This is a genomic window from Paenibacillus silagei, assembly GCF_017874735.1.
GTDB lineage: Bacteria > Bacillota > Bacilli > Paenibacillales > Paenibacillaceae > Paenibacillus_AQ > Paenibacillus_AQ silagei.
The window spans coordinates 414726-439265 of sequence record NZ_JAGGLV010000002.1; the positions used below are offsets into that span (position 1 = coordinate 414726).

General features: G+C 54.4%; 18 protein-coding genes and 2 riboswitches. Of the genes, 4 read left to right on the forward strand and 14 right to left on the reverse strand.

Annotated elements, in window-relative coordinates:
• Positions 1-19: 19 nt before the first annotated feature.
• From ribD to J2Z70_RS05250, 3 genes are all read right to left on the reverse strand, one after another.
• Positions 20-1126 (reverse strand): bifunctional diaminohydroxyphosphoribosylaminopyrimidine deaminase/5-amino-6-(5-phosphoribosylamino)uracil reductase RibD, encoded by a 1107-nt coding sequence (gene ribD, locus J2Z70_RS05240; protein WP_209870076.1) that lies wholly within the window; start codon positions 1124-1126, stop codon positions 20-22.
• Positions 1127-1349: 223 nt separating this feature from the next.
• Positions 1350-1523, reverse strand: a riboswitch (FMN riboswitch).
• A gap of 106 nt (positions 1524-1629) precedes the next feature.
• A complete protein-coding gene (mscL, locus tag J2Z70_RS05245; RefSeq protein ID WP_209870079.1) occupies positions 1630-2031 on the reverse strand; it encodes a large conductance mechanosensitive channel protein MscL in 402 nt (133 codons plus the stop codon).
• 194 nt (positions 2032-2225) lie between these two features.
• On the reverse strand, positions 2226-5717 hold the full coding sequence (locus J2Z70_RS05250; protein WP_209870082.1) for a collagen binding domain-containing protein: 3492 nt from the start codon (positions 5715-5717) through the stop codon (positions 2226-2228).
• A 282-nt stretch (positions 5718-5999) separates the two neighbouring features.
• Between J2Z70_RS05250 and J2Z70_RS05255 the strand changes: the two genes are divergently transcribed.
• On the forward strand, positions 6000-6761 hold the full coding sequence (locus J2Z70_RS05255) for a YwaF family protein (RefSeq protein ID WP_209870085.1): 762 nt from the start codon (positions 6000-6002) through the stop codon (positions 6759-6761).
• A gap of 636 nt (positions 6762-7397) precedes the next feature.
• Here J2Z70_RS05255 and J2Z70_RS05260 read toward each other — a convergent pair.
• From J2Z70_RS05260 to J2Z70_RS05280, 5 genes are all read right to left on the reverse strand, one after another.
• On the reverse strand, positions 7398-7829 hold the full coding sequence (locus J2Z70_RS05260; protein WP_036727386.1) for a peptidylprolyl isomerase: 432 nt from the start codon (positions 7827-7829) through the stop codon (positions 7398-7400).
• Positions 7830-7956: 127 nt separating this feature from the next.
• The gene (lysA, locus tag J2Z70_RS05265) at positions 7957-9291 is read right to left on the reverse strand and encodes a diaminopimelate decarboxylase (RefSeq protein ID WP_209870088.1); all 1335 of its coding nucleotides are present in this window, start codon (positions 9289-9291) and stop codon (positions 7957-7959) included.
• A gap of 192 nt (positions 9292-9483) precedes the next feature.
• Positions 9484-11229: a spore germination protein gene (locus J2Z70_RS05270; protein ID WP_425355099.1), complete on the reverse strand. Its 1746-nt coding sequence runs from the start codon at positions 11227-11229 to the stop codon at positions 9484-9486.
• Between the two features lie 877 nt (positions 11230-12106).
• Positions 12107-12532, reverse strand: a complete 426-nt coding sequence (locus J2Z70_RS05275; protein WP_036727417.1) for a stage V sporulation protein AB — start codon at positions 12530-12532, stop codon at positions 12107-12109.
• Positions 12529-13194: a stage V sporulation protein AA gene (locus tag J2Z70_RS05280; RefSeq protein ID WP_209870091.1), complete on the reverse strand. Its 666-nt coding sequence runs from the start codon at positions 13192-13194 to the stop codon at positions 12529-12531. The genes J2Z70_RS05275 and J2Z70_RS05280 overlap by 4 nt, the downstream gene beginning before the upstream one ends.
• A gap of 188 nt (positions 13195-13382) precedes the next feature.
• Between J2Z70_RS05280 and J2Z70_RS05285 the strand changes: the two genes are divergently transcribed.
• Positions 13383-14540, forward strand: a complete 1158-nt coding sequence (locus tag J2Z70_RS05285; RefSeq protein ID WP_209870095.1) for a hypothetical protein — start codon at positions 13383-13385, stop codon at positions 14538-14540.
• Positions 14541-14688: 148 nt separating this feature from the next.
• Here J2Z70_RS05285 and J2Z70_RS05290 read toward each other — a convergent pair whose 3' ends face one another.
• Positions 14689-15651, reverse strand: coding sequence for a DMT family transporter (locus J2Z70_RS05290; RefSeq protein ID WP_036727422.1), 963 nt, complete (start codon positions 15649-15651; stop codon positions 14689-14691).
• 127 nt (positions 15652-15778) lie between these two features.
• Positions 15779-15926, reverse strand: a riboswitch (FMN riboswitch).
• A gap of 233 nt (positions 15927-16159) precedes the next feature.
• Between J2Z70_RS05290 and J2Z70_RS05295 the strand changes: the two genes are divergently transcribed.
• Positions 16160-17338, forward strand: a complete 1179-nt coding sequence (locus tag J2Z70_RS05295) for a PstS family phosphate ABC transporter substrate-binding protein (RefSeq protein WP_209870098.1) — start codon at positions 16160-16162, stop codon at positions 17336-17338.
• A gap of 706 nt (positions 17339-18044) precedes the next feature.
• Here J2Z70_RS05295 and J2Z70_RS05300 read toward each other — a convergent pair.
• From J2Z70_RS05300 to J2Z70_RS05320, 5 genes are all read right to left on the reverse strand, one after another.
• A complete protein-coding gene (locus tag J2Z70_RS05300) occupies positions 18045-19526 on the reverse strand; it encodes a carboxylesterase/lipase family protein (protein WP_209870235.1) in 1482 nt (493 codons plus the stop codon).
• A gap of 20 nt (positions 19527-19546) precedes the next feature.
• Positions 19547-20704, reverse strand: a complete 1158-nt coding sequence (locus tag J2Z70_RS05305; RefSeq protein ID WP_036727430.1) for an AI-2E family transporter — start codon at positions 20702-20704, stop codon at positions 19547-19549.
• 101 nt (positions 20705-20805) lie between these two features.
• The gene (locus J2Z70_RS05310) at positions 20806-21537 is read right to left on the reverse strand and encodes an SDR family NAD(P)-dependent oxidoreductase (RefSeq protein WP_209870101.1); all 732 of its coding nucleotides are present in this window, start codon (positions 21535-21537) and stop codon (positions 20806-20808) included.
• Positions 21538-21579: 42 nt separating this feature from the next.
• On the reverse strand, positions 21580-22389 hold the full coding sequence (locus tag J2Z70_RS05315; RefSeq protein WP_209870105.1) for a GNAT family N-acetyltransferase: 810 nt from the start codon (positions 22387-22389) through the stop codon (positions 21580-21582).
• 44 nt (positions 22390-22433) lie between these two features.
• Positions 22434-22793 carry a (2Fe-2S) ferredoxin domain-containing protein gene (locus J2Z70_RS05320; RefSeq protein WP_036727434.1) on the reverse strand — a complete coding sequence of 120 codons (360 nt, stop codon included), beginning with the start codon at positions 22791-22793 and terminating at the stop codon, positions 22434-22436.
• 148 nt (positions 22794-22941) lie between these two features.
• On the opposite strand from J2Z70_RS05320, the gene J2Z70_RS05325 reads away from it, so the two are divergent.
• Entirely contained in the window at positions 22942-24531 is a 1590-nt protein-coding gene (locus J2Z70_RS05325) for an AraC family transcriptional regulator (RefSeq protein WP_209870108.1), read from the forward strand.
• Positions 24532-24540: the final 9 nt, after the last annotated feature.

Here is a 24540-nt window from a genome sequence, read left to right on the forward strand (position 1 = left end):
CTCCTTCCTGAATATTCGGTTACTGCTGAGGAACCGGGGTGCCGCTGATACACACATTATCCCCGAGCACTTCCACTTCCAATCCTTCAAGCTGGATGGCATCACGCATCAGCTCCACACCCCCGAAGTCGAAGGTACCCGCTGCTTGCGCGCCGCCGCCGACAATCTTCGGAGCGAAGAAGAGGACCACCCGGTCAACCAGTCCCTCTGCAAGCATCGCCCCATTCAGCGTTCCGCCGCCTTCCAGCAGAATGGACCCAATCTCCATTGCACCGAGCGCAGCCATAGCCGCCTGCAGATCTACACGCGGACCGCTGCCCGCAGCAATCACCTCTAACCCTGCAGCCAGCAGCGCTGCTCTGCGGTCAGGATCGGCTGCCTCTGTCGTCACAACCACCGTAGGCGCGAGTCCGTCCTTGACCACAGCGCTGTCCAGCGGAAGGCGCAGCGAGGAGTCAATGATAATCCGCACCGGATTCCGTCCGGGTACATTCAGTCTGGTCGTCAGCGAAGGGTTATCGGCAATCACCGTATTCACCCCGACCATAATCCCCTGATGGCGATGACGCAGGGTATGTACGATCTCCCGTGCCTCTGCATTCGAGATCCACTTGCTGTCTCCGGTCCGTGTGGCGATTTTGCCGTCCAGTGTGCTGGCGCTCTTCAAGGTTACGAACGGCTGCTTCGTCAAAATATACTTGATGAACTTCTCGTTCAGCCGCAGCGCCCGGCCCCGCAGCAAACCTACTTCAACATCAATCCCCTGCTCGCGCAGCATCGCTATTCCCCGGCCTGCCACCTGAGGGTTGGGGTCCTCACAGGCGACAACCACTCTCGCCACCCCTTCATCGATCAGACGCTGGCTGCAAGGAGGCGTAATGCCGTAATGACTGCAAGGCTCCAACGTAACATAGGCTGTACTCCCTTGCGCTTTACCGGCTGCCATATTGAGCGCATGCACCTCGGCGTGTCCGGTTCCGCGCTGCAGATGGGTTCCAATCCCGATCATGGCGCCGTCCTTCACAACTACGCAGCCGACCACAGGATTAATTCCCGTCTGGCCCTGTGCCCGCTCCGCCATATCCAGCGCAAGGGACATGTAAAACTCATCGTTCATCTTATCCATGTCTTGCCTCCTATCCCAAGGCTGTAGTCTTTATGTGTACCAAACTATAAACAGAAAAACCCGTCTCAATCTCCAGGAGGAGTTCAAGACGGGATATACGAGAGGTGATCGCAGCAAAGAAAATATGCGTAAATAAACGCCGGACCTCCGGCATTGTGAAAGTTCGCACATAAGTTCCGAAAACACTGCTGCTCGGCCGCCTGTTGCAAGCGCGGCGCGTGAATCTCTCCTTCTTCCATCCAGACTATACTGTCGGTCCCGGAATTACACCGGGTCCACCGTCCGTATCTATATCATACGAAGCGGGTAGCGGACTAAGCACCGGAACCAGCAATATTCAGCCAGATCCGTCAACATCACCGCCGGTAGGGAATCACACCCTGCCCTGAAGGATTGATCTATTCAGTTCAATACCAAGTTACGCCTACAACAAAATTATCACTTCACTGCGGGAAATGCAAGTGTGCTTCGGAAATTTACTATATTTATGTAACTTAATTCCCTTATACACCCGTCTCACGCTGCTTGTCCGCTCTCAGCAGATCGCGGATTTCCGTGAGCAGGACCACATCCGGTGTCGGGGCAGGTGTCTCCACAACCTCAACCTTGACGGTCTCCTTACGTCTGAACCGGCTGCTCAGCTTCACCACCATGAAGATGGAGAAGGAAATAATGAAGAAATCGACTACGGTCTGGAGGAACAGGCCGTACTTCACTTCCGCTTCACCAATGCCAAAGCTAAGTTCCTTCAGATCAATCCCTCCACTGATCAGACCGATAAGCGGCATAATGATGTCTCCCACCAGCGAGGTAACAATTTTGCCGAATGCCGCTCCAATGATTACGGCAACCGCCAGATCAAGTACATTCCCTTTCATGGCGAAGCTTTTGAATTCCTTCCACATGACGAACCATCCCTCCGAAACTTTGAATTTGAAATTATTATAGCATTTATAGCGATACGTATAGCAAGATGCAAGTTGAAAAATGTATAAACGGTATATAGTTTGCGATAGAGCCACTATATATTCCAAAAAGGTACGGGAACGCTGAGCGTCCCCGTACCTCCTGTACCCTTATTCAGCTGCTCTAATTCTGCCTAGTCCTGCTTGCGTGTTCTGCGGAATACCCGGCTGAGGATGAAGCCGCCCAGAATCAGGCCTGCACCCGTCAGGTAGATCGGCAGCGGGCTGCTCTCTCCGGTCTGCGGCAGTCTGCCGCTGCCGTCGTTTGTACCCGAGACCGTCCCTTGCGGAACCGGATCGTCTTCAACATCTACTTCCGGATTGCCCAGCGGGATATTATCGTCGATTGGCGTCACCACTTCAGGTGCTACCGGTCCCGGAGTCACAGTTGCTGCCGGAGCCGAGGGCTGCGGAGTTCCCGGCAAGCCTGGTCCTGCAGGAATCTGCGGATCATCGATAATGACTCCCGGTTCGAATGTACCGGCAGGTGTGGGAACCGGAGTAAATACCGGACCTCCAGCAGGTGATGTCGGAACAGGTGTAGCCTCTGGCCCCGTAGAATCTGTAGGCACTGGCGATGGAACTGTAGTCGGAACTGTAGTCTCTACAGGTGTCTCAGTCGGCACAGGAGTTACAGTCGGCGTTGGTGCTACTGTCGGCGTTGGCTGCTCCGCCAGCTTATTATACAAGGTAAGATTCAGCACGGCCGATGAGCCGATTGTCACCGGATGCTCGGTGGAATCAAGCACATAGCCCTGCGGTGCTATTGTTTCAATCAGGACATAACTGCCCAGCCACAGATTGTTGAACGCCGCGATGCCTGCTGCATCAGTGGTGCGGGTATTCACCAGCACCCGGTCATTTCCGTTCAGACGGTATAGCTCATAGGTAGCTCCCGCCAGCGGTTTTGCAACATTGCCTGCTTCCAGCTTGAAGACATTAAGCGTCCCTCTGACGCCGCTGCCTGTTCCCGAACCGCTGGACACTCCTACGATAATCTCCTTGGTCGTCTCCTTGGTGATAAGCTTGACGTTATTGCCGCTGAAGCTCACAGAGTTAACCAGCTTATCGCCAGTGTTCGCAACGATCAGCGACTGATATTCCAGCACATAAGCGGAATGGATGTCACCAGGGAAGCTTAAGACGAAGGATTGTCTGCCCTGTGCATCGGCGCTGATAGTTAAGGTGTAATCGGTATCCTTCACAAGTGCTGGACCGCTCTTTGTCACTTCGCCGTTCACGGCCGTAACCGTACGGTACAGCTGGAAGCTGTCCGGCAGCAGGATCTGATTCGTGCTTGGCACATCGGTGATCACGGCATCTTTTACATGGGACTGGGTCCGGTTGATCGCAATGGTCCAGTTCAGCTTATCTCCGTTCTGCGCGCCGTCCTTGAACACATATTCATCCCCGTGCGGGATATCTACGCTGGCCTTCAGATCCTTCGATACCTTCTTCGTGCCATCCAGCAGGTTCGCTGTATTGGCTACCTTGGTTCCAATTAGCTGTCCGGCCAGACTGGTCTTGAACACGATATAATAAGGCGAATTAATGGCTTTGTCAAAATCAACTCTCAGCTCATTGAGGCTTCCCACGCTATAGCTGAACTCAGTACCGTCCACCTCAGCGCCAGGACTATGCGTTCCATCCTTGGCAATATTCATCTTGTATACCTTAAGTGAGCCAGGTACAAGGGACTGACCATCACCCAGTATATCCGTTACTACAGGATCAGCAATGGATTTGCTGTTGTAATTAATACCTACGGTCCAGGTCAGCTCTTTGGCAGAAGCGTCATACGTTCCTGACTTGAACCCGTTGTTCTTCACCTCGGAATTAGGAATGAACTTCCCGCTGGCTTCAGTCCACTGTGGCTTGTTCTGGCTGTCCTTCCAGTCAATCCGGGCCACGTTGATGAAATCATTTGTATTGCCGGTAAGCCAGTCATTGCTGAATTCCGTCTGATAACTAATGGTATAAGTACCTGTAACCGGTGCGTTGAACTTCACCTGGAAGCCTTTGTTAGGCTGTGCCGGTGAATTCACAATCAGGGTATAAGCCGATGGAGGGATCACTGTGCCGGAAAGAGTACGGACCACCAGTGAACCTGAGATGTACTTCTGTCCTCCCTGCGGGAAGCTGTCGGTAACCACTACTTCGTTCATTGGATAATTGTCACCGTTGAACGTGATTTTCCAGTCTGTCGTGTGTTTGTTGTAATCCACCCCGGACAGATTCTTATAGATAATAATAGGCCGGATCAGTTGAGTAGCGTTGCTGCTATAGGTACTGTCAGAGACAGTGTTGGTAATCTTCGTATCGCCAAACACACGGTCTGCGGCTTTGGTCGTATATTCGATCAGGTAAGCCGATTTCACCGTATTCTTGAACTCCAGTCTGAATCCGTTGCCGGATTCGCCGCTAACTGGTGTTACTGTGTAATCACTGCCTGCATTCAGAGCCGTGCCCTTAGCAGCTTCTCCGGCTGCATTCAGCGTAACCGGATAGATCCGCACCGAGTTCTCCAGGAGCACCTGGGAGCTGTTGAACACATCCGTCAACACCGCGTTCTCCGGGGAGATCGTCCGGTTATTGTAGTTGTATTCGATAGCCCAGTTAATGGTCTGAGTGCCCCAGTCATAACGGACAACTTTTTTGTTAAGGCTGCCGCCTCGTTCAATGACTACTGTATCCGATGCGCTTACCGGATTACGGCCGTCCCCTGTGAAGGTTGCCTGGTTGGTGAAGCTGGACAAGTTATCACTCACTACCTGCGTGGTATAAGCGATACGGTATGCCCCTGTAATCACAGGGTCCGTGAACTGAAGCTTCAGCGTCCCGCCGGAGACACCGGCAGTATATTTGCTGCTGTCTACCAGCTGGCCTTGCGTAGCTGTGCCGTCAAGCTGAACATTCAGCTGGTAGACGGCAAGTGTAACCGTGCTGTCCAGTGCCAGCCCGGCAGGAATCGGGTCGGTCACAGCAGCGCCGCTTACCGGCTCCAGTCTTTTGTTCACATCGACGGTCCAGTCAATATGATCCGCGTTGAAGCCGCTGGAGATTCCCTTCTTGGTAATCGTCGAGCCTACAGTGGGCTTGAACGATACCGTAACCGTTTGGACTCCGCCGTTCACCGGGAACAGAATCTGCTGGACGGTGCTGCCGCTGATCACTTTTTTATCAAATTGGGTATTAATACGTAAGGTCCCCTGCACATTGGCATGACTCTCGATGTAATCATTGAACGTCATCACTACCTGATGGGTAGCCTGGCTGACTGTGAATGTGCCTACCGTCCCATCGTCCGATTCCAGTCCGCCCTGAATGTCATTGAAGAGCTGGAACTGCTCGGGAAGCTGGAAAGCAAAAGTATCTCCCTGGCTATAGCCGTGGCCGTTAGGAAGCGACCAAGTATAGTCCAGCCTCACGGTGGAATCCACATCATACACACTGCCTGTCACCGTCTGTCCATCCGGACCATATACCGCCATGGATACGCTCGTAATAATGTCCCGGTCCTGTTCAATGGCCGCCGCTGTAGCCTGCCGGGTGAAGCCCAGCCCTGAGACCAATTGCACAAATAACATGACCAGGACTACTGCCAGGCTTGTTCTTTTTTTCACCATTTCCCATAAGCCCCCGTTCTTTCGATTGAATGATTTGAAGCATACCTGCTAAAAAGATGGCTGCTGAACGCACCGGTAAGGACACACTCCACCTGAAGTTTCGTTATGTATACGGGCTAAGAGTCCATCTTATGTAAATAAACTAGTAAACCTGACTTTTCTGCCCACTACAGACGATATATACTTATATCACCTAAGAGTAGAACTTTAGAATCAGAAATGGGTTAAAATTAAAGAAATTATTATGAAACCCTTAATTCAGGATTCAAGGAGAGATTCCAAGTGAACCGAACTTTATTCTGGGACCGTGCCCGTGACAGTGATTTCGTCATGCTCTCCGTCTCCCATCTCGTTGCCCTGGCTATTATTGCTCTATGCTGCCTGGCGCTCTTTGGGGCCCGCTTCGCCCTCCGCAGCCGGTCCGGCCTGCGATTAGGCGTACGCCTGCTGCTGATCCTGCTGCTGGCTGCTTCTGAGGGAGGCCTGCATGTCTGGTATCTGTCCCATGACAGCTGGAGCCGAAGCTCCTCCCTGCCGCTGGAACTATGCGGAATTACCCTGCTCCTGTCAGTCGTGATGCTGCTCACGCGCAGCAGACTGCTGTACAGCTTTCTATATTTTGCCGGAATCGGCGGTGCATTCATTGCCCTGCTTACCCCTAATCTGGTCTATCCGTTTCCGCATTTCCGCTTCCTGCTGTTCTTCATCGCCCACGGGTCGATCATACTTGCATCCCTGTACATGACCTGGGTCGAAGGATATAAGCCCACCTGGCGCTCGCTGTTCTTCACCATGCTCTGCCTGAACCTTGTCGCCGCGTGCGTCTACGCCGCCAATGTGCTGCTGGACTCCAACTATATGTTCCTGATGCACAAGCCCAGCACGTTCTCGGTACTGGACTATTTCGGCTCTTATCCATACTATCTGCTGGTTGAAGAAGCCTTCGCCTTCGTCATCTTCCTCCTGATGTTCCTGATCTTCTTCAAGCTGCCGGAGCTGTACACCGCCCGCCGTGCCGCAGCCAGCCGGAAACTTGGCCGGTAAACGGAGGGGATGGATTCAGGGGCACTTGTGCTCCTCATTCCCGTCTCGCGCCGACTTTCTGCGGATTCAGGGGCACTTGTGCTCCTCATTCCTGCCTCGTGCCGACTTTCGGCGGATTCAGGGGCACTTGTGCTCCTCATTCCTGCCTCGCGCCCACTTTCTGCGAATTCAGGGGCACTTGTGCTCCTCATTCCTGCCTCGCGCCCACTTTCTGCGGATTCAGGGGCACTTGTGCTCCTCATTCCCGCCTCGTGCCGACTTTCGGCGGATTCAGGGGCACTTGTGCTCCTCATTCCCGCCTCGTGCCGACTTTCGGCGGATTCAGGAGCATATTAGTTGGAATAACGTATCTTGTTTCGGATGATTTGGAGCTTTCGAGGAAATTAATTGGATAAACGTCATTTAATTTCGTGTATTCACTCCACTCTGTTCGATTTGCAGCATTTTAAGTGCTGTTTTTCCAACTGTTTCCTGACAAGCTTTCCTCAGCTCCTGAGCAAGTGGAGGAAATCCAACTAATATTCGTACAATTCTCCGTACGGCAAAAAGCACCCGGCTGGATTACCCAGCCGGGTGCTTCGGCGATGCCTGTGGAAGAGAAGAACCTCCCCCAATAGCGTCTACAGAATGCTAGTATTAAGCTTCTACAATTTCAACGGTCGTCATCTTGTCGCGGCCTTTGAAAGCGTCAACCAGATCCATGCCTTCAACCACTTTACCGAATACTGTGTGTACTCCGTCAAGGTGCGGCTGTGGAGCGTAAGCGATATAGAACTGGCTTCCGCCTGTGTTCTTGCCGGCATGGGCCATAGCCAGGGAGCCGCGCTCGTGCTTGTTCGGGTTAATCTCGCAGTTGATGGTGTAGCCAGGACCGCCGGTGCCTGTTCCGTTCGGGCAGCCGCCTTGTGCTACGAAGCCTGGAATCACGCGGTGGAACAACAATCCGTTGTAGAAGCCGTCTTTTGCCAGCTTCTCAAAGTTTGCTACTGTATTAGGCGCATCCTGATCGAACAAGTCGATCAGCACGACGCCGCCGTTTTCGAGTGTAATTTTCGCTTGCTTAGCCATATGTAAATGACCCCTTTCGAAATGACAGATGTAGAACACGTTTATTAGTTTACTATGAAACGGGGCACAAAGCAAAGCAAGCGGGAAGTCTTCCCGCCTGCCGCTATAGCACAACCCTATAGTCTTCTTATTTCGTAACGGCTTGTTTGGCAATCCGTGCAGGCACAATATCATTGGCAACAATGTCCTGATGGGACTCGCGGCGTACAACCAGATCGCTCTGCCCGTTCTGCACGAACACCACCGCCGGACGGCGGATACGGTTGTAGTTGCTGGCCATGGAGTAATTGTATGCCCCTGTGCAGGCCACAGCCAGCAAATCGCCGCTCTCCACCTTAGGCAGCTCAACGTCCCAGATCAGCATATCGCCGCTCTCGCAGCATTTGCCGGCGATGGATACCTTCTCCACGTTAGGCTCAGTCGCACGGCTTGCCAGCAGCGCTTCGTACTTGGATTCATACAGGGCCGGACGCGGATTATCTGTCATGCCGCCGTCAACGGCTACATATTTGCGCACTCCCGGAATTTCCTTGCTGGTTCCAACCGTGTACAGAGTCGTTCCGGCATCCCCTACGATACTGCGGCCCGGCTCTACCCAGATCTGCGGCAGCGAATCGTTAATGCCGGCGAAGTGGGTCTTCACTGCATCTGTGATGGCTGCGACATATTCGGACACCTGCAGCGGCGTATCGCCGTCCACATAACGGATTCCAAAGCCTCCACCCAGGTTGACTACAGGGAAGGAGATTCCCAGCTCTTCCTTGACGGTACGGGTGAACTCGGCAATACGTTCAACGGCAAGCTGGAAGCCCTCGGTCTCAAAAATCTGCGACCCGATATGCGAATGCACGCCGAGCAGGTTCAGATTAGCCAGGCTGTCAGCCAGACTGACCGCTTCACGGGCCGAGCCGTTGCCGATATCAAAGCCGAATTTGGAGTCGGTCTGTCCTGTCGATGCGTAGGCATGGTGGGCATGGGCTTCCACTCCAGGCGTAACGCGCAGCAGAATATTAACAGTCACTTCTCTGCGGGCGGCAATGGACTGAAGCAGACGGAGCTCCACCAGATTATCGGCGACAAAGCAGCCAATCCCTGCATCGATCGCCATCTCAATCTCATCCGGTGTCTTATTATTGCCGTGGAAATGAATGCGTTCCGCCGGGAAACCGGCTTGCAGCGCAGTATACAGCTCTCCATCGGAGACCACGTCCAGCGACAGGCCTTCCTCATCCGCAAGCCGGCACATCGCCATTGTCGAGAACGCCTTGCTGGCATAAGCCACCTGGAACCCGAGACCGGAAGCTGTGAACGCCTCCATATACTCGCGGCAGCGGCGGCGGACCAATTGCTCGTCCACTATATATAGCGGTGTCCCATACTCCGCCTTCAATTCGGTTACATCACATCCGCCGATCTCCAAATGCCCTGCATCATTGATTCGGCTCGTCCCGTGTAAAAACATTGCGCAGTCCTCCAATTTCTGTGGAATCATCCGTTCCACCCTGTCTAGTATATGATTTGGGGCCCCGATGCGTTCCTGAAACAGATGCTCAGAATACAGATCCGGCTTATTGCGGGGCTGTTCAGTATATTCAGTATAACAGACAGAGGGAACACCATTGAATGGACTTTTTTGCAGTTGATTTGTATTTTCCTACGACTTGCGCGGGGCATCCTTATGCTCAGGCATCCGGGTGCTATCTCTTGTTTTGTTGAAGGATGGCCTTGTTTTGGAGCTGAGCACCGGCTGACGCAGGAGGATCTCCGCCATGGCTTTTGCATTAAATGGTATAAACGGCCACATGTAAGGAGAGTTATACGAACGGTGCGTGGTCAGCAGCACCACCAGCAGCGTCGTCCCGATCATGAAGCCGGGGATGCCGTAAGCAGCCACCGCCAGCAGCAGCGCAAGCCGGACAATCCGGTTCGCCAGCCCCAGCTCGTAGCTCGGCGTTGCAAACATCCCGATAGAAGCCACCGCCATATAGAGCACCACTTCATTGACAAACAGCCCGGTCTGTACGGCGATATCACCCACCAGAATGGCAGCGATCAGCCCCATCGCGGAGCCGAGCGGCGTCGGTGTATGCACTGCAGCCATCCGCAGCAGGTCTACCCCCAGCTCAACGATCAGGAACTGGGCAATGAGCGGGAGATTGGCTGATTTTTGCGGACCGATGAAATCAAGCATGCCGGGCTTCAGTTCCGGATGGAGAACCATCAGCATCCACAGCGGAAGCAGGAACATCGATGCAAAGATCCCGATGAAGCGGACCCAGCGGAGATAGGTTCCCATAAAAGGCGTCTGGCGGTTCTCTTCCGCATGCTGGCACAGATCAAAAAACGTCGTCGGCAGCACCATGACACTCGGGGAAGTATCGACAAACACAACCACCCGGCCCTCCAGCAGATGGGAAGCGACAATATCCGGCCGTTCCGAATAACGGACCAGCGGATAGGGGTTCCAGCCGCCGCCGACAATCGCTTCCTCCAGCTGCTTGTCCGCCAGGGGAATGCCGTCGAGATTGACGCTTTTCAGCTTGTCCGTAACGGCCTGTACCTGGGTCTTATCCACGATATCATCGATGTAAGCTAAGCAGACATCTGTCCGGGTCCGCCGTCCAATCTGATGCATCTCCAGCTTCAGCCCAGGGTCGCGGATACGTCTTCTAACCAGAGCCACGTTGCTTAGCAGCGTCTCTGTGAAGCCGTCCCGCGATCCGCGGACCACCCGCTCAATCGATGGCTCATCCGGGCTGCGGGAAGGATACGAACGGGTATCCATGATGATAACCTGCGATTCGCCTTCAATGAAGAACACGCTCATGCCGGCTAACACTTTGTTGATGCTCTCGCTGAATAGCTCGCCTTTCTCCACCTGGACATGGGGAATATATTCACTCATGAAGCTGGCGAGTACATCTGCCGATACATTTTCGGGGGTCAGATACGTCAGGCGCTTCAGAATTTCATCGATAATCGTATCCTTGGCGAAGCCGCTGATGCAGAGCAGCGCCGCACTTTTCCCGCCGAAGGACATTTCCCTGAACACAATATCGAAGGAGGAGCCCAGCCCAAGTACCTCGGTCAGTGTATTCTTCGCATCCGCCAGGGATTGCGGGATCTTGTCGTTGCCTTGCCAATACGTAATCGACTGCTCCAGGGAGTCAGAGCGTTCATTGTCACGTTTTTGCTGCAGAGGGTCATTGGACTTACTTGCAGAATCCGCTCCCTGCTGCGATTTGGCCTTCTTGGGCGCAGACTTCTTGGGGGCAGACTGCTTCGGCTGCTGGGGCTGACCAGCTTCCTGACCGTCCTCCTGATCCTCAGGCTCTTCATCATCTCCAAATAATCTGGCAAAAAAGCCTTTATGGCTCTTATCCTGCGTCTGAGCCCCCAACTCGTCCGAGGTTTCCATATCCTGAGACTGGCCTCTGCCGTCTTCATGGGCTCCCTGTCCCGCTCCGGAATCCGCAGCTGAATGATCCGTTCCTGAATGATCTGTCCCTGCCTGTGCAGCTCCGGTCTGCCCGGGTGCACCCGCACCTTCGGAATCTGCTGATTCCGGGCCTGCAAAACCGGCGGAGGCAGAATCTTCTGCACCTTGTATTCCCTGCTGCGAATCGTCTGCTGCCTGGTCTCCCGTACCGGATTCCGCAGATGCTTCCTCCGGCCCGGCATCGTCGCCGAACAGACTGCTGAAGAACCCTTTGATTCCTCCGCCGGACGATTCCTGACCGTCTCCGTTCTCGGATGCGGAATCATCCCCGGGACTGGCCTCATTATCTGTAGCCGCAGCATCTTTCCCGCCGACAGCCCCGCCATCTCCAGATGCAGCGTTCTTACCGCTGCTATCCTCACCTTCTCCAGCCGCAGCACTCTGACCGCCGCCAGCTTCTCCATGACTAGCCGCCCGGGCCGCTTCATTCCCGTCTCCGCCACTATCTGGCGGAGCATCCAGGCCCGACGGGCTCTCCTGCCCGCCTTCAATCGGGCGCGTCACCGCGCCCAGCTCCGCTGACGCCTCCAGCTCCTGTCCTATGTCGCTCTGGGATGCAGCCGGTTGATCTTTTTGCTCCGGCGGCTTCTGCCCCGTCACCGCGCCCAGCTCCGCCGACGCCTCCAGCTCCTGACCCTTGCCGCTCTGGGACGCAGCCGGTTGATCTTCTTGCTCCGGCGTCTTTTTCTCCGGCGATTTCTGCTGCGCAGAACGGTCCTTCTTTTGATCCGTCTCTATCTGATCACCGCTGTGAATATACCTCACTCCCCAGCCCCCTTTACTGTTGATATACAAAAAAGTCGAACAACGACCCCGCTACCTTGCCGCATACCATCGCCATTAAGAGACCAAGCAGCAGATGGGTCATATGCAGACGTTTAGCCAGGATCGGCAGGACATTCAGCACCTCCGTCAGAGCCGCCGCCAGCATGCCGATAAATATGCCGTTGAACAGGCCGACCCCCAGCTCAATCAGCGGGCCGGCCGCCATTTTCCAGTTCCAGAAATCGCTCACCGTCCCCAGCAGGGAACCGCCGACCATCGCTCCCTCATACCAGTGAACCTTGTCATAGGAGGAGGTAAGCTGCGCCAGCCGGGGGATGATATCCAGCACTACGAATAGCGCAATCACCCCGCCGCCCACTGCGATTCCCCCGGCAATCCCAAGCAGCAGATGAAGTCCGAGTGACATTGGTGCGGTCATGTGCTCCCCTCCCGGCTGCCGGGCGCCTCGTCCCTGCGGCGTTTCATTTTGCGGTACTCCTCGTTGATTACATATTGATCGATATTCTTCTGATACAGGAACATTTCCACCTCAAGGGGAGTCGGCTCCTCGTTCCATTTCTTTTTGAACAAATGATTGAAAAAAATCACCATCCCAAACCCGATGCCCAGCGAATAGGCGATCTGAAACAGATAAGGATGCTCGTCCCTGCGGCCGGTCAGCATCTCCACAATCCGGATCTGTACCTCCAGCATGCTGACATCGGCATGGAAATTCATAATCGTCAGCGCCGAGCCGAAGAACAGCAGCAGCCAGACCAGCACGAACAGGGCTATAGAAGGTTTAGCAGCCGTAGACGCACCTTCAATCTGTACAATGGTGCGGCCTTCGCCAATCGGCTGAATCTCCGCATCGGGGTACACATCCTGAATCCGGGGAATGACGGTCAGCAGATCAATCAGGATCAGATTGCCGTCACTCTCCTTCGGCTGAAGCACAAGCAGTGTATAGAGCGGCTCCCGCCACTGCGGATCAGTGATCAGATAAGCGACATCGCGCAGCAGCACCCCTTTACCCTTGGGCACCGTCACCCGGTTCTTAAGCTGGATATAAATGCATGTAGCCGGGGAATCAGTGTTCATCTGCGGGCCTCCTTAAGCTCAGGTGTGATGCGGTCCTACGGCAAGAATAAGGGTAGTATGGGAAAAAAGGCTTATTTTTACTCTTCTCCTCCGTAATTCATCGTGATTTACGCAGGACCACCGAAACTTTTCCTGCCTCAGGGCCGTCTATAGTTACAGTTATTTACACAGAAGGGATGGAAGTTCATATGAGACAAGCATTGCACCACTCCTTACGGATGGTTCTCTCTGTATCGATGCTTCTGGCATTCGCTGCGCCGCTCACAGCACATGCAGCCGAGAAGATCGAGGTATACGATTCCTATACCAGCAAGAACAGCAACGTCCAGCTGTATTCGGTGAGTCAATTGGACGGGAACCAGTTCATCAATGCTGTCATTGCCCGGCAGCCAGATGGGACATATAGTAAATGGCCGGAGGCTTTTCCACATTTCCGGAAGAGTGACAGCGGGAACTTGCAATTGACGGGGATGGATGATCCGGAGCAAGCCTATGTCTACGATACGCAGAGCCAGTCCATTATGCGCAAAAGCGAATACGTCCTCTCTCCTGATGGCCGCTGGGGTGTTCTGGAGCGTTCCCGTTATGAACGGCAGCCGGACGGCTATATCGCGAAATTCGGTGATCAGTATTTGAAAAATACGGCGACAGGCAAGGTCTCTGTCTATTATGCTACTCAGCGGTACTACAATGCCCGGTGGATCAACCAGCATACGCTGCTTGAGAGCGGATATAATGAGGCTGCCAGGCAGAATGTGATCAGTACGTACGATCCGTCCACCGGGAAGCGGCAGGAGCTGCTGAGGGGGACCTTGAACAACTGGAACTTATCGAAGGGACTGCTGCAATATGTCAAAAAAGAGCCCAAACGCCTCCCATGGATCTACAATCTGAAGGACGGATCGTCACGGCTGGTCAAGGATGCCCGCGAGCTTAAAGCCTTGTTCCCTGCTGCTCCATCTTCAAGACCGGAAGTCACATTCCCTAAGGGGATGCTGCTGAAAGAGCTGCCTGTCACGGAGATGCCGATCACCTTAGCCTATGAACACAACCTGAATCTGGACGGAAAAAGTGTGGATGTATCCACCATATTCACTAAGGGCGGACAAGAGTGGATACCGGTGAAGCCGCTTGCAGCGGCCCTCGGCTGGAAGATCGAAGTCATGAACATTAGCGCAACCGGCGACCCTTCTGCGGCTTACATCTATAAAATCACAAACGGTAGCAATCACGCAGTCCTCACCCCTGTGAACAGCTTCAATTCGGCAAGCAGACTGTATATCGCACCAGCGCAGCTTAAGGAGCTTGGGTACAAAAGCATTAAGGTCACTCCATATGTGAAATAAAATCACTCCAGCTGCGGCCCCCCTGCCCCGAGTCTGCCTATACAACAAAGAGGGTGTTCCCTGACGGCGCGGCCGTGTAGGAACATCCTCTTTGACTATGGTGTGCTAGGTCCTGGGGTATGTCCCCTCAGACTGTAGCGCTATGAAGTTAATTCTGTTTGGCCGGCTGCAGCTGATCCCTCTGCTGACTGGAGATGAAGAACAGCGCCGTCCAGATCAGCGCGAAGCCGACAATCTGCGGCAAGGTTACAAGCTGCTGATAGACGACCCAGTTAATCAGAATACCGGTCATCGGGAAGCTGAGTTCGGCCAGGGTTGCTACCGAAGCCTTGGTCGTATTCAGTCCCTTGTAGTAGAGCAGCATGCTGAGCAGTCCGGGCAGCAGCGCCTGCAGCAGCAGGTTAATGGCAACTGCCGCCGAGCCGCTGACTCCGCCGCTCATCTGCCACGGGGCGCCTTCCATACTTGTAATTACGAACAGCAACGGGAGCGCCAGAATGAAGCGCAGTGAGGTTACTGTCTCATATTTCATTGAGCCCAGCAGATAACGGCCCATGACTGTAGAGCCGCCCCACAAAGCAGCAGCGCCCAGCGCCATCAGGCTTCCTACGCCCATGAAGCTGTTCACATGGCCGAAGGGAATCGTCCAGCCGAAGGTCAGCAGGTACGTCCCGGCCAGCGCAACAATAAGCAGCGGTGCGAAATTGCGCGGCAGGCGTTCTTTTAGAATAACAGCGGCAAGACCAATGGCGAACAAGGGCTGAAGCTTCTGGAGCAGCAGCACGGCATTGAAGTCTCCGCTGGATAAGGCCTTGGTGAACAGAATGGTCGCTACGGCTGAGCCGCCCCACGATACCACGAGCAGCGCTGCGGCCTGGCGCAGACGTACACCCTTCAGCTCAGCGCGATTGCGCCACATTACCGGAGCGGCAACCAGGAAGAGCACAACATGCTCAAGCAGTACAATCTGGGACGAAGTCAGGGATTTCAGCAGAATAATGCGGAACAGCGGGTCAACTCCCCATAAGGCCGCCCCCAGAACCACCAGCCAGAATCCGCTGCGCACCGGTGCGGTACGCACGCCTTGGGATGAAGCAGATACATTACTCATCTTTCATTCTCCTTGTCGATACAAACCCTCGATAGAGACCAAAAACCCCCGTGAGTCCTGAGAACAGGACAAACATCGGGGGCGTTATCAATAAAGACATACGGAATAGACCCGCCTGCCTTTATCTTATGATCCTCTCCCATCCGGACTTTACCGTCGGCTCTGGATTGTCACCAGATCAGTCGCTTCCTCTTGTGATAGAGTAACGAGTCGCGGGCTTAGTTCTCACGAACATCACCGCCGGTCAGGAATTTCACCTTACCCCGAGAATCTTGTATTCTGTTATTATTTTCACAATCCCAGAATACCTCTGATTCTTCATTTCGTCCAGCTTTTTATGAAAATAATCATTATATTTCATTAAATAATCATTAAAACAATCATTCTGCCAAGCAAATCTGCGTACCGTATCCAGGTTTTGGTTCGTTTGGCAGAAACGGCGGCTTGCGATACACTATAGTATGAGCATTAATCATACCCATTATAGAGATTTTATTTGGAGGTCATCATGAAAAGAAGCTTTCCGACCAATCTGCTGTATTCCATCCTAGCTCTGGCCGGCCTTGCCATCCTCGGGTTTATGGCTTATGTTGTCGCCGCTTTTACAGGAGGGATGCTCTTCTATGGTCCGCTGGCCCTCGTCGTCGCTTCAGGGCTGGCTGTACTCTCCGTGTTCAGCATCTTTGGCCTGTTCAGCAGGAAGGTACGGCGGATGATCCTGGCCGCTTTTGCCGGAATCTGTGTGCTGACAGCCGCAGGCCATGAAATCAGACAAGCGTATGTGAACAGCCTTGCGGAAGTGAGGGAGCCGGAGGTCGAGCTGTTTGACTATGCCCCCTTTGAGGCGAATACCAAAGCTGCTTCCCTCGATCACAAGGCGTCCTATCAGCTTACGGAGCAATTGCCTCGTCTGGATGGTGCAACTGCGCTGTATCCGCTGTATTCCGCTTTTGCCCAGGCCGTGTATCCGCAAGGTAACTATACTCCCTACATTGAGAAGGACGGGACAGACTTCGTTGTGTGTACCAGCACCTCCGAGGCCTACAAGCGGCTCATTACGGGACAGGCCGATATCATCTTTGCTGCAGCCCCTTCGGCCGCCCAGACTAAGGAGGCGAAGCTGGCAGGCCGGGAGCTGAAGCTCACCCCGATCGGGCGCGAAGCGTTCGTCTTTTTCGTCAACAAGCGCAATCCGGTGGACAGCTTAACGGTAGAGCAGATTAAGGATATCTATTCCGGCACCGTCACGAACTGGAAGGAGGTTGGCGGCAAGAAGGCGTCTATCCGTGCTTTTCAGCGTGCAGAAAACAGCGGCAGCCAGACCAAGCTGCAAAAAATCATGGAGGACCGCCAGCTGATGGCTCCCCCGAAGGAGAATGTCGCGGATGTGATGAGCGGGATTATCAGCCTCACCGCCAGCTACCGCAACTTCAATAACGCGCTCGGCTTCAGCTTCCTGTTCTACGCCTCACAGATGAATGCCAGCGATGAGATCAAGCTGCTGGCTATTGATCAGGTGCCACCCTCCAAGGAGACCATCCGCAGCGGAGAATACCCGCTCGCCGTGGAATTCTATGCCGTAACGGCCGGCAGCACCAACCCGAATATTGAGCCCTTCCTGGACTGGATTCTGTCCGCCGAGGGCCAGGAGCTGGTTGAGAAGACGGGCTACACTCCGTTGAAGTAAGGAAAACACCAGCATCCTAATGGGGTAAGAGGATGCTGGTGCCTGCGCTTGCCCATTGTATTCGGTTTTCCGCATACATCCGGCCGCACGCCGCTGCGCTCACCCATTGTAATCGGTTTTTCGATTACATTTGGTCCACACGCCTCGCGCCTGCCCATTGTAATCGGTTTTTCGATTACATTTGGCCTACGCGGCGCACCCAGTCCCATTGTGGTCGGTTTTTCGATTACATTTGGCTCACGCACCCCGCGCCTGCCCATTGTAATCGGTTTTTCGATTACATTTGGCTCACGCACCCCGCGCCTGCCCATTGTAATCGGTTTTTCGATTACATTTGGTCCACACGCCCCGCGCCTGCCCATTGTAATCGGTTTTTCGATTACATTTGGCTCACGCACCCCGCGCCTGCCCATTGTAATCGGTTTTTCGATTACATTTGACCTACGCGGCGCACCCAGTCCAATTGTGGTCGGTTTTTCGATTACATTTGGTCCACACGCCTCGCGCCTGCCCATTGTAATCGGTTTTTCGATTACATTTGGCTCACACGCCCCGCGCCTGCCCATTGTAATCGGTTTTTCGATTACATTTGGCCTATGCGGCGCTCCCAGTCCCATTGTGTTTGGTTTTTCGATTACATCCGGCCCCCCACACAAGCAGCAGCCCTCCCGGAGGTCTTCCTCCGGCGAGGGCTGCATTTGTAAACTTATCCCGTATAATACTCAAAAATCCGTCTGCGCTTCTCCCCGTCCAGGTCGTTCACCACGCCCGAGGATTGGTCAAATATCATGGTTGCCCGCGTCTGCGGTGTGTACTGCGGCCAATCCAGTCCCGGCGCTGCCGGATCTCCACCATGGGCGAAGGCGGTCCAGGCGGTCTGCATTGCCTCCGCCACTGCCTCCATGTCCGGCGTCACGTTCAGGCCATACTGCTTCAGCAGCGGGAGATTGTTGAAGACATATAGAATCTCCGCTCCGTGAATGGCCTTCTCCAGCAGCGGATGCCCGGGCACCGTCCAGTCGAATCGGTACATCCAGACGGGGGCATGTCCCTGCTGCTTCTCCGCGAACGAAATCGAGCTGGCCCAGAAGAACAGGTCGGTCAGTACCTCCGCCTGTCCTTCCCAGGTATGGCTGTAATCCGAGGTCAGCTCGGAGAGGTCTTCCACTCCCATCAGCTGCTCCAGCGCTTTGAGCGATTGCTCGAAGTTATCGGCCTTCTGCCCTTCACGGAAGAACAGATTGCCTTCGTGCAGATTCGTTCCGATCAGCACGGGAATGCCGCTGGCGGCTCCAGCCGCAATGGCCTGTACCGGCTCAACCGGCAGGGTTCCCTGCTCAACGACCGGCTGGAAGAACATATTCATCGAGTCTCCGGACAGCTTGTAGGCCATCCGGCCTGCGGCTTCCATAATCTCTCCGGCCGGGAGCTTATGCAACAGCTGTGTATCGCTGCCGGGCTGAAGGCCCAGCTCGGCTAGCAATGCGGCGGCAATCTGCCCGCCCTGCTCCCCATTCAGCGTCTGCGCCGCCCCGCTCTCCATAATGGCCCGGGCGAACAGTCCCTTCGCCGCAGGCATCGCCAGAAGCGCGGCAATGCTCATGCTTCCTGCCGATTCACCGAAGACCGTGACCCGCGCCGGATCACCGCCGAATGCAGCGATATTCTGCTGCACCCATTCCAGGGCAGCAATCTGATCCAGGAGCCCCAGGTTACTGCCCAGCCCTCCGCCCAGCGGAGACAGATGCAGGAACCCGAGCGGACCCAGCCGGTAATTCACAGTAACCACCACGACATTCCCGGAGACAGCCAGTTTGCTGCCCTCGAACATCGGCTGGCTGCCTGCGCCGGTAACGAAGGTGCCGCCGTGAATCCACACCATCACCGGCAGCGCCCCGGTCGCCTCCGCTACCGCCGGGGACCAGACATTCAGATATAGACAATCTTCATCGTAGACCGGGGTGGTCCCACCGAACCGCGTCCCGCTGGTGCTGACCGGCTGCAGGCTGACCGGTCCGAACTTGACGGCCTCCCGTACGCCGCTCCAGGACTCCGGCGGCTGCGGTGCCCGGAAGCGCAGCTCTCCGAGCGGCGGGGCAGCGAACGGGATGCCGCGCCACACGTTCACGCCGTTTCCCGCTTCTCCCTTCAGTTGCCCATAAGCTGTATTCACCAGTTGTCCTGACATTGCACTCATTCCTTTTCGCTTTATTCCTCAGTCTTTTCTTCAATGACTCTGTAGAGCCCGGAGCGGAAGCGGAACCACTGGAAGATATGGGTCATTACCACTTTAAGCACGGCGTAGCCCGGAACCGCCAGTATGATACCGAGTACACCGAACATTTTTCCGGCAAAAATAATCACAAAAATAATCGTAATCGGGTGAATCCTCAGCGATTTCCCCATAATCTGCGGCGAGATGAACTTCCCTTCGATCAGTTGAACCGCGGTCCAGACAATGACCATCTTCAGCAGCATAAACGGTGAGGTAACCATCGCCACGATCAGCGCAGGGGTAATCGCAATGGCCGGCCCCAGATAAGGAACTACAGCCGTACAAGCGGCAACGATCGCCAGAACCAGCGAATACTCCAGCCCGATAATCAGGTACCCGATATAGAGCAGTGCTCCGATGCAACAGCTGACAATAATCTGGCCGCGGATATACGATGCGATCTGGTTATTCATCTCCTGCATAACCATCCGGGACTGCGGCCGCAGTGCGGTAGGGATGAGTCTCATGAGATAGTCGGGCAATCTTTTGCCGTCGCGCAGGAGATAGAAGAGAATGAATGGCGTAGTCACTACAGCCAGCACAATTTCGGTCAGTGTTCCAACGAAGCTGCCTACGCCGCTGACAGCATTATTCAGGAAGGTTGTGGCCCAGGTCGTCACCTTGCTGGTGATATCACTAAGGTCCGTGCCTACGCTCGACTGAATCTTATTGAACAGTTCACTGCCGGTAAGCTGGAGGAATTCCTCCTGGATCTGCTCACTGTAGACGGGGAAGTTGTCAATCAGGCCCATAAGCTGGGTGCGGATGATCGGGATGACCATAAGCAGAACCAGGGTAATGATCCCCATGATGATCAGATACAGAATGACAATGCCATACGCCCGCTTCACCCGGCTTCTCTTCTCCAGACGGTCCACCAGCGGATTCAACAGATAATAGGCGATCCCTGAGAGCAGCAGCGGCGCTGCCACCGTATGCAGAAGCACAGACAGCGGCTTGAACACAAACGGAATCTTTGAGAATACGAGTATCGTTAAGCCCACCAGCAGCGCAATCAGCAGACCCACCACAAACTTGTTGTTCAGAAAAAACTTCTTGAATTTATCCGGCCATACCTGCCGTCTATCCATATCCTGCCGCCCCCTAGCTGCAACTCTTACCTGTTAAGTGTGATTATTTGCACTATGTATAAGCATAGTAACCCTGTAGCTGCAAGTCAAATCAGGGACATTCAACGCAAATAGCAGCCATTGTTAATATCAAAGGTGGCTCCTGTATAAGCTCTGGCTCTGCTGCTCAGCATAAAAATCACCGTATCGGCAACATCCTCCGCCAGCAGCGGCTCAGGATTTAACTGGTGTTCCCGGTATTCCTGCTGCCTCCAGGCGGGGATATGTCCCATCATCGGGGTGTCCGCCATGGTCGGAGCCACTGCATTCACGCGGATCAAAGGGGCAAAATTCATTGCACAGCTCTTGGTCAAGCCAAGAATAGCAGCCTTCGTTAGACCGTATACTGCATCGGAGCTGCCTTCCTGGCCGGAGACTGACGACATGTTGACGATGACGCCCTTTTGCTTCTGCTCCAGCAGCATGCGTCCGAAGGCCTGGGAGAAGTAGACATACCCTTTGATATTGATATCCATCACCCGGTTGATCTCCTCCGGCGTATACTCCAGCAGGCTGCGGCCCAGATAGATCCCTGCATTGTTGACCAGCCCGCTCACATCGGCATGCTCTTGCTGAAGGGCTGAGAAGAAGTGCTCCACCTCGCTGTAATTGGCGACATCCAGCCGGTAAGTGTAGAGCTTATCCGAAGCGGCTGCGTGCTTCAACTCCTCCAGACGGGGACCATCCAGGTCACAGCCAATGACCTCAGCTCCCGCCTCCAGACTATATCTGACAATGGCCTTACCAATACCTGAAGCAGCACCGGTCACTATTATTTTCATTCCTTGCAGCATCCTTTGACCTTCCTCCCTGTAATAGACTTAATAATTACAGTCTTACTGAAAGCGCAAATCAACAATACTTCCGGTCCGCTTGAAGCCCACCGACTGATAGACCTTATTGGAATCGGGATTCGCCGCATCGGCGTAGAGCATGGGCGTCACGCCCTTACTGAGCAGTTCGGCACACAGGGCAGCTACAGCCGCACTCGCATACCCGTGCTTGCGGAACTCACGCGGAGTGAACACTTCATTAATCCGCGCTTGCCTGGCAGACTGATGGGCCAGATTAACCATAGACACCGGCTGGTCCCGGTCGATCCACAGACGGAGCTTGCCGGATGCCGTAACCGCTGCGGCATAGTCCAGATGATCCTCCGGTGCACTCTCCGTACCGAAGCAATCCTGCACGAATCCGGCTAAATACCCCGCGATGAGCGGGATATCACCTGGCCCCGCCTGCTGCAGCTTGCCGCTGACACCGTGCGGCAGCTGCACCTCCGGGCAGTGATAGGCTTCCATCATCATCCGGACCTGATAAGACTTGCCGGTAAGCTTGCCGTACGCATCGGCGAACAGCCTCCCCGTCTCCAGCGTTCCGTTAACCCCCGGCAATTCGCGGTCCTCCAGCATTTCCGCCAGCTCCCGGACAAGGGAACGGCGCCTCTCTTCAGCCAGCTCCGGTGATAACCACAACCACGAGTTACGCCCGGCGGCATGGGCGAAGAGGAGATCATTCTCCTCTGTCCTGAGCCGCAGGGCTTCCCCGTTCTCCACAATCAGATGGATGAGATTATATTCCACCTCTTCCTGCATGAACTGCCCTGTGTGCAGCACATCATCCCCCGGCCCAAAGCTTACGAACATCCCGCTTCCCCCTCTTAGACTTTTCTATCTATTGTAATGCCCGTTCATTTCTTCTTCTTACCTTTGGCACCCTTAGGGGTAGCGGCCTTGAAGCCTTCTTCATACGTATAGAGCAGATTCTCTTCGAGCTGTTCTCCCTTCAGCACCTTGCGCACCAGGCTTTTAGCAGATTTAGGGGTGACATCCCTGTACCATACGCCTTCCGGGTAAGAGATCACGACACAGGCATCCGAACATCTTCCGTTGCAGCGGGTTACTGTTGTATGTATCAGCGCGTCTGCCCCTTGCTTCGTAATCTCGTCCTCAATCGCTTCGGCTACCTCTTCGCCCTTGTGCTTCTTGCAGTCACTTCCGTTACAGATCAGCAAATGGCTGACTGTTCCTTGCAGATTCCAGGTTGTCATGGCCTTCTTCGCCCCCTCTAATACAACTATACCCTGCTTGTCTCTGACCCTAAACTTTACCTTCCTATTCGAGGATCGTCAATAGCAGGAAAGACTGTTATACTATTACTGAGAATGATTATCACCCAAGAAAAGAGTGACTTGTAACATGCAGACGCGAAATGCCGGCAGTTCATTGCCTACTCCTCATAGCTTTTATATTCCGGTACATGTAACGGCACTGGATCAAGCCTCCTTTAACCGGGAAAATCCCATTCCCCCCTTCACCTCATTCCTGGTAGTAGTCACCGGCGGAAGCGGAGTCATCGGGCTAAATGGAGAACGTATCCGTCTATCCGGCGGTCATATGGTGTGCAGCGACAGTCCGGTGGATATCAGGCTGCCCCGCAGCCATAAGCTGCAGGGTGTGTGGATCGAATACGCGGTGATCTCCGGCAACAGCCGGCCCTTCAGCCCGCTGAACCATGATCTGCCACTCCGAAGCTGCCCTCCCCATGTAAGCACGCTTGCTGTGCAGCTTCTTAGCAGCTGGAACCAGCCGAAGCAGCGCACGCCATTTGCCTTACAAGCTCTGTTCACAGAGCTGCTCACTGAGCTGCACAATAGTGCTGCCGAGTACAAAGAACCGCAGGCTCAGTGGATTGACCGTGTACTACATCATATAGAGTCTCATTATAATGAAGATTTGACGAGAGAACAGGCGGCCGGACTTGCCGGAGTCACCCCGGAGCATTTCTCCCGTGCCTTCCGCAGATTCACCGGGCAGACCTTCAATGAATATATAACGCTGCTGCGCATCCGTAAGGCCCAGCAGCGTATCCTTACAGGAGCCCCGAATCTGAGTACGCTGGCGCTTGAGGTTGGTTATAGCGAAGGAACCTATTTAAGCCGCAAATTCAAGCAGGTTGTAGGAATTTCGCCTTCAGCCTATCACCGTAAGAGCAAATCTGTAGTCTCGCTGAACTTCAATCATACGGCCAGCCTCCATGCGCTCGAAGTCGTCCCCCGGCTGGGGGTCTATTCGGATTGGATGGAGAGCATGCAGCCCGTTCCCTCCAGGAAGAAGCTGCCGGATGAAGGAACCCGCTCCGTAGGTCTATACGAACGTCTATCGTCTGCCCGGCCGGATGTCATCATTAGCTACTCCTTGCCTGACAAGAGCAAGCAGCTCCTGTCCGTCGCACCGGTAATTGAGATTCCCTTCATGCAAATGGACTGGCGGGAGCAATTCCGGCTGATTGCCGAGGTGACCGGACGCCAGCCGCAGGCTGAGGCCTGGCTAAGCCTCTATGACTGGCATTGTTACCAGGCTAATCAGCTGCTGGACCGGCGGATCGGTGACCGTGGAACCGCCATAGTCCTGGAGCTTGGCGCAGAGACGGCCTACTGCTTCAGCAGCAGCTACGGGCGTGGGACGCAGATTCTGTATCATGATCTTGGCTTCCGCCCGCCGCTTGGCCTCGTTGCCGAGGGCCTGCTGGATCAGGGCTATCTGGAGATTGCCTTCCATAACATCGCCCGCTACCCCGCTGACCATATCTTCATTACCTCTAGTAGGGAGGCTGCTGAAGCACTGGAGCCGCTGCAGAGCTTTCTTCACCCAGTACAGCAACATTATATCGGTGAATCTTCAGGCGGAAGAATCTATTACCTGAATCAGCCCGGCATGTTCTACGGGTTCGACCCGCTCTCCTCCGAGGCTCAGCTGAAGGTCCTGGTGCAGGCGCTGACATCATAAATTTACATA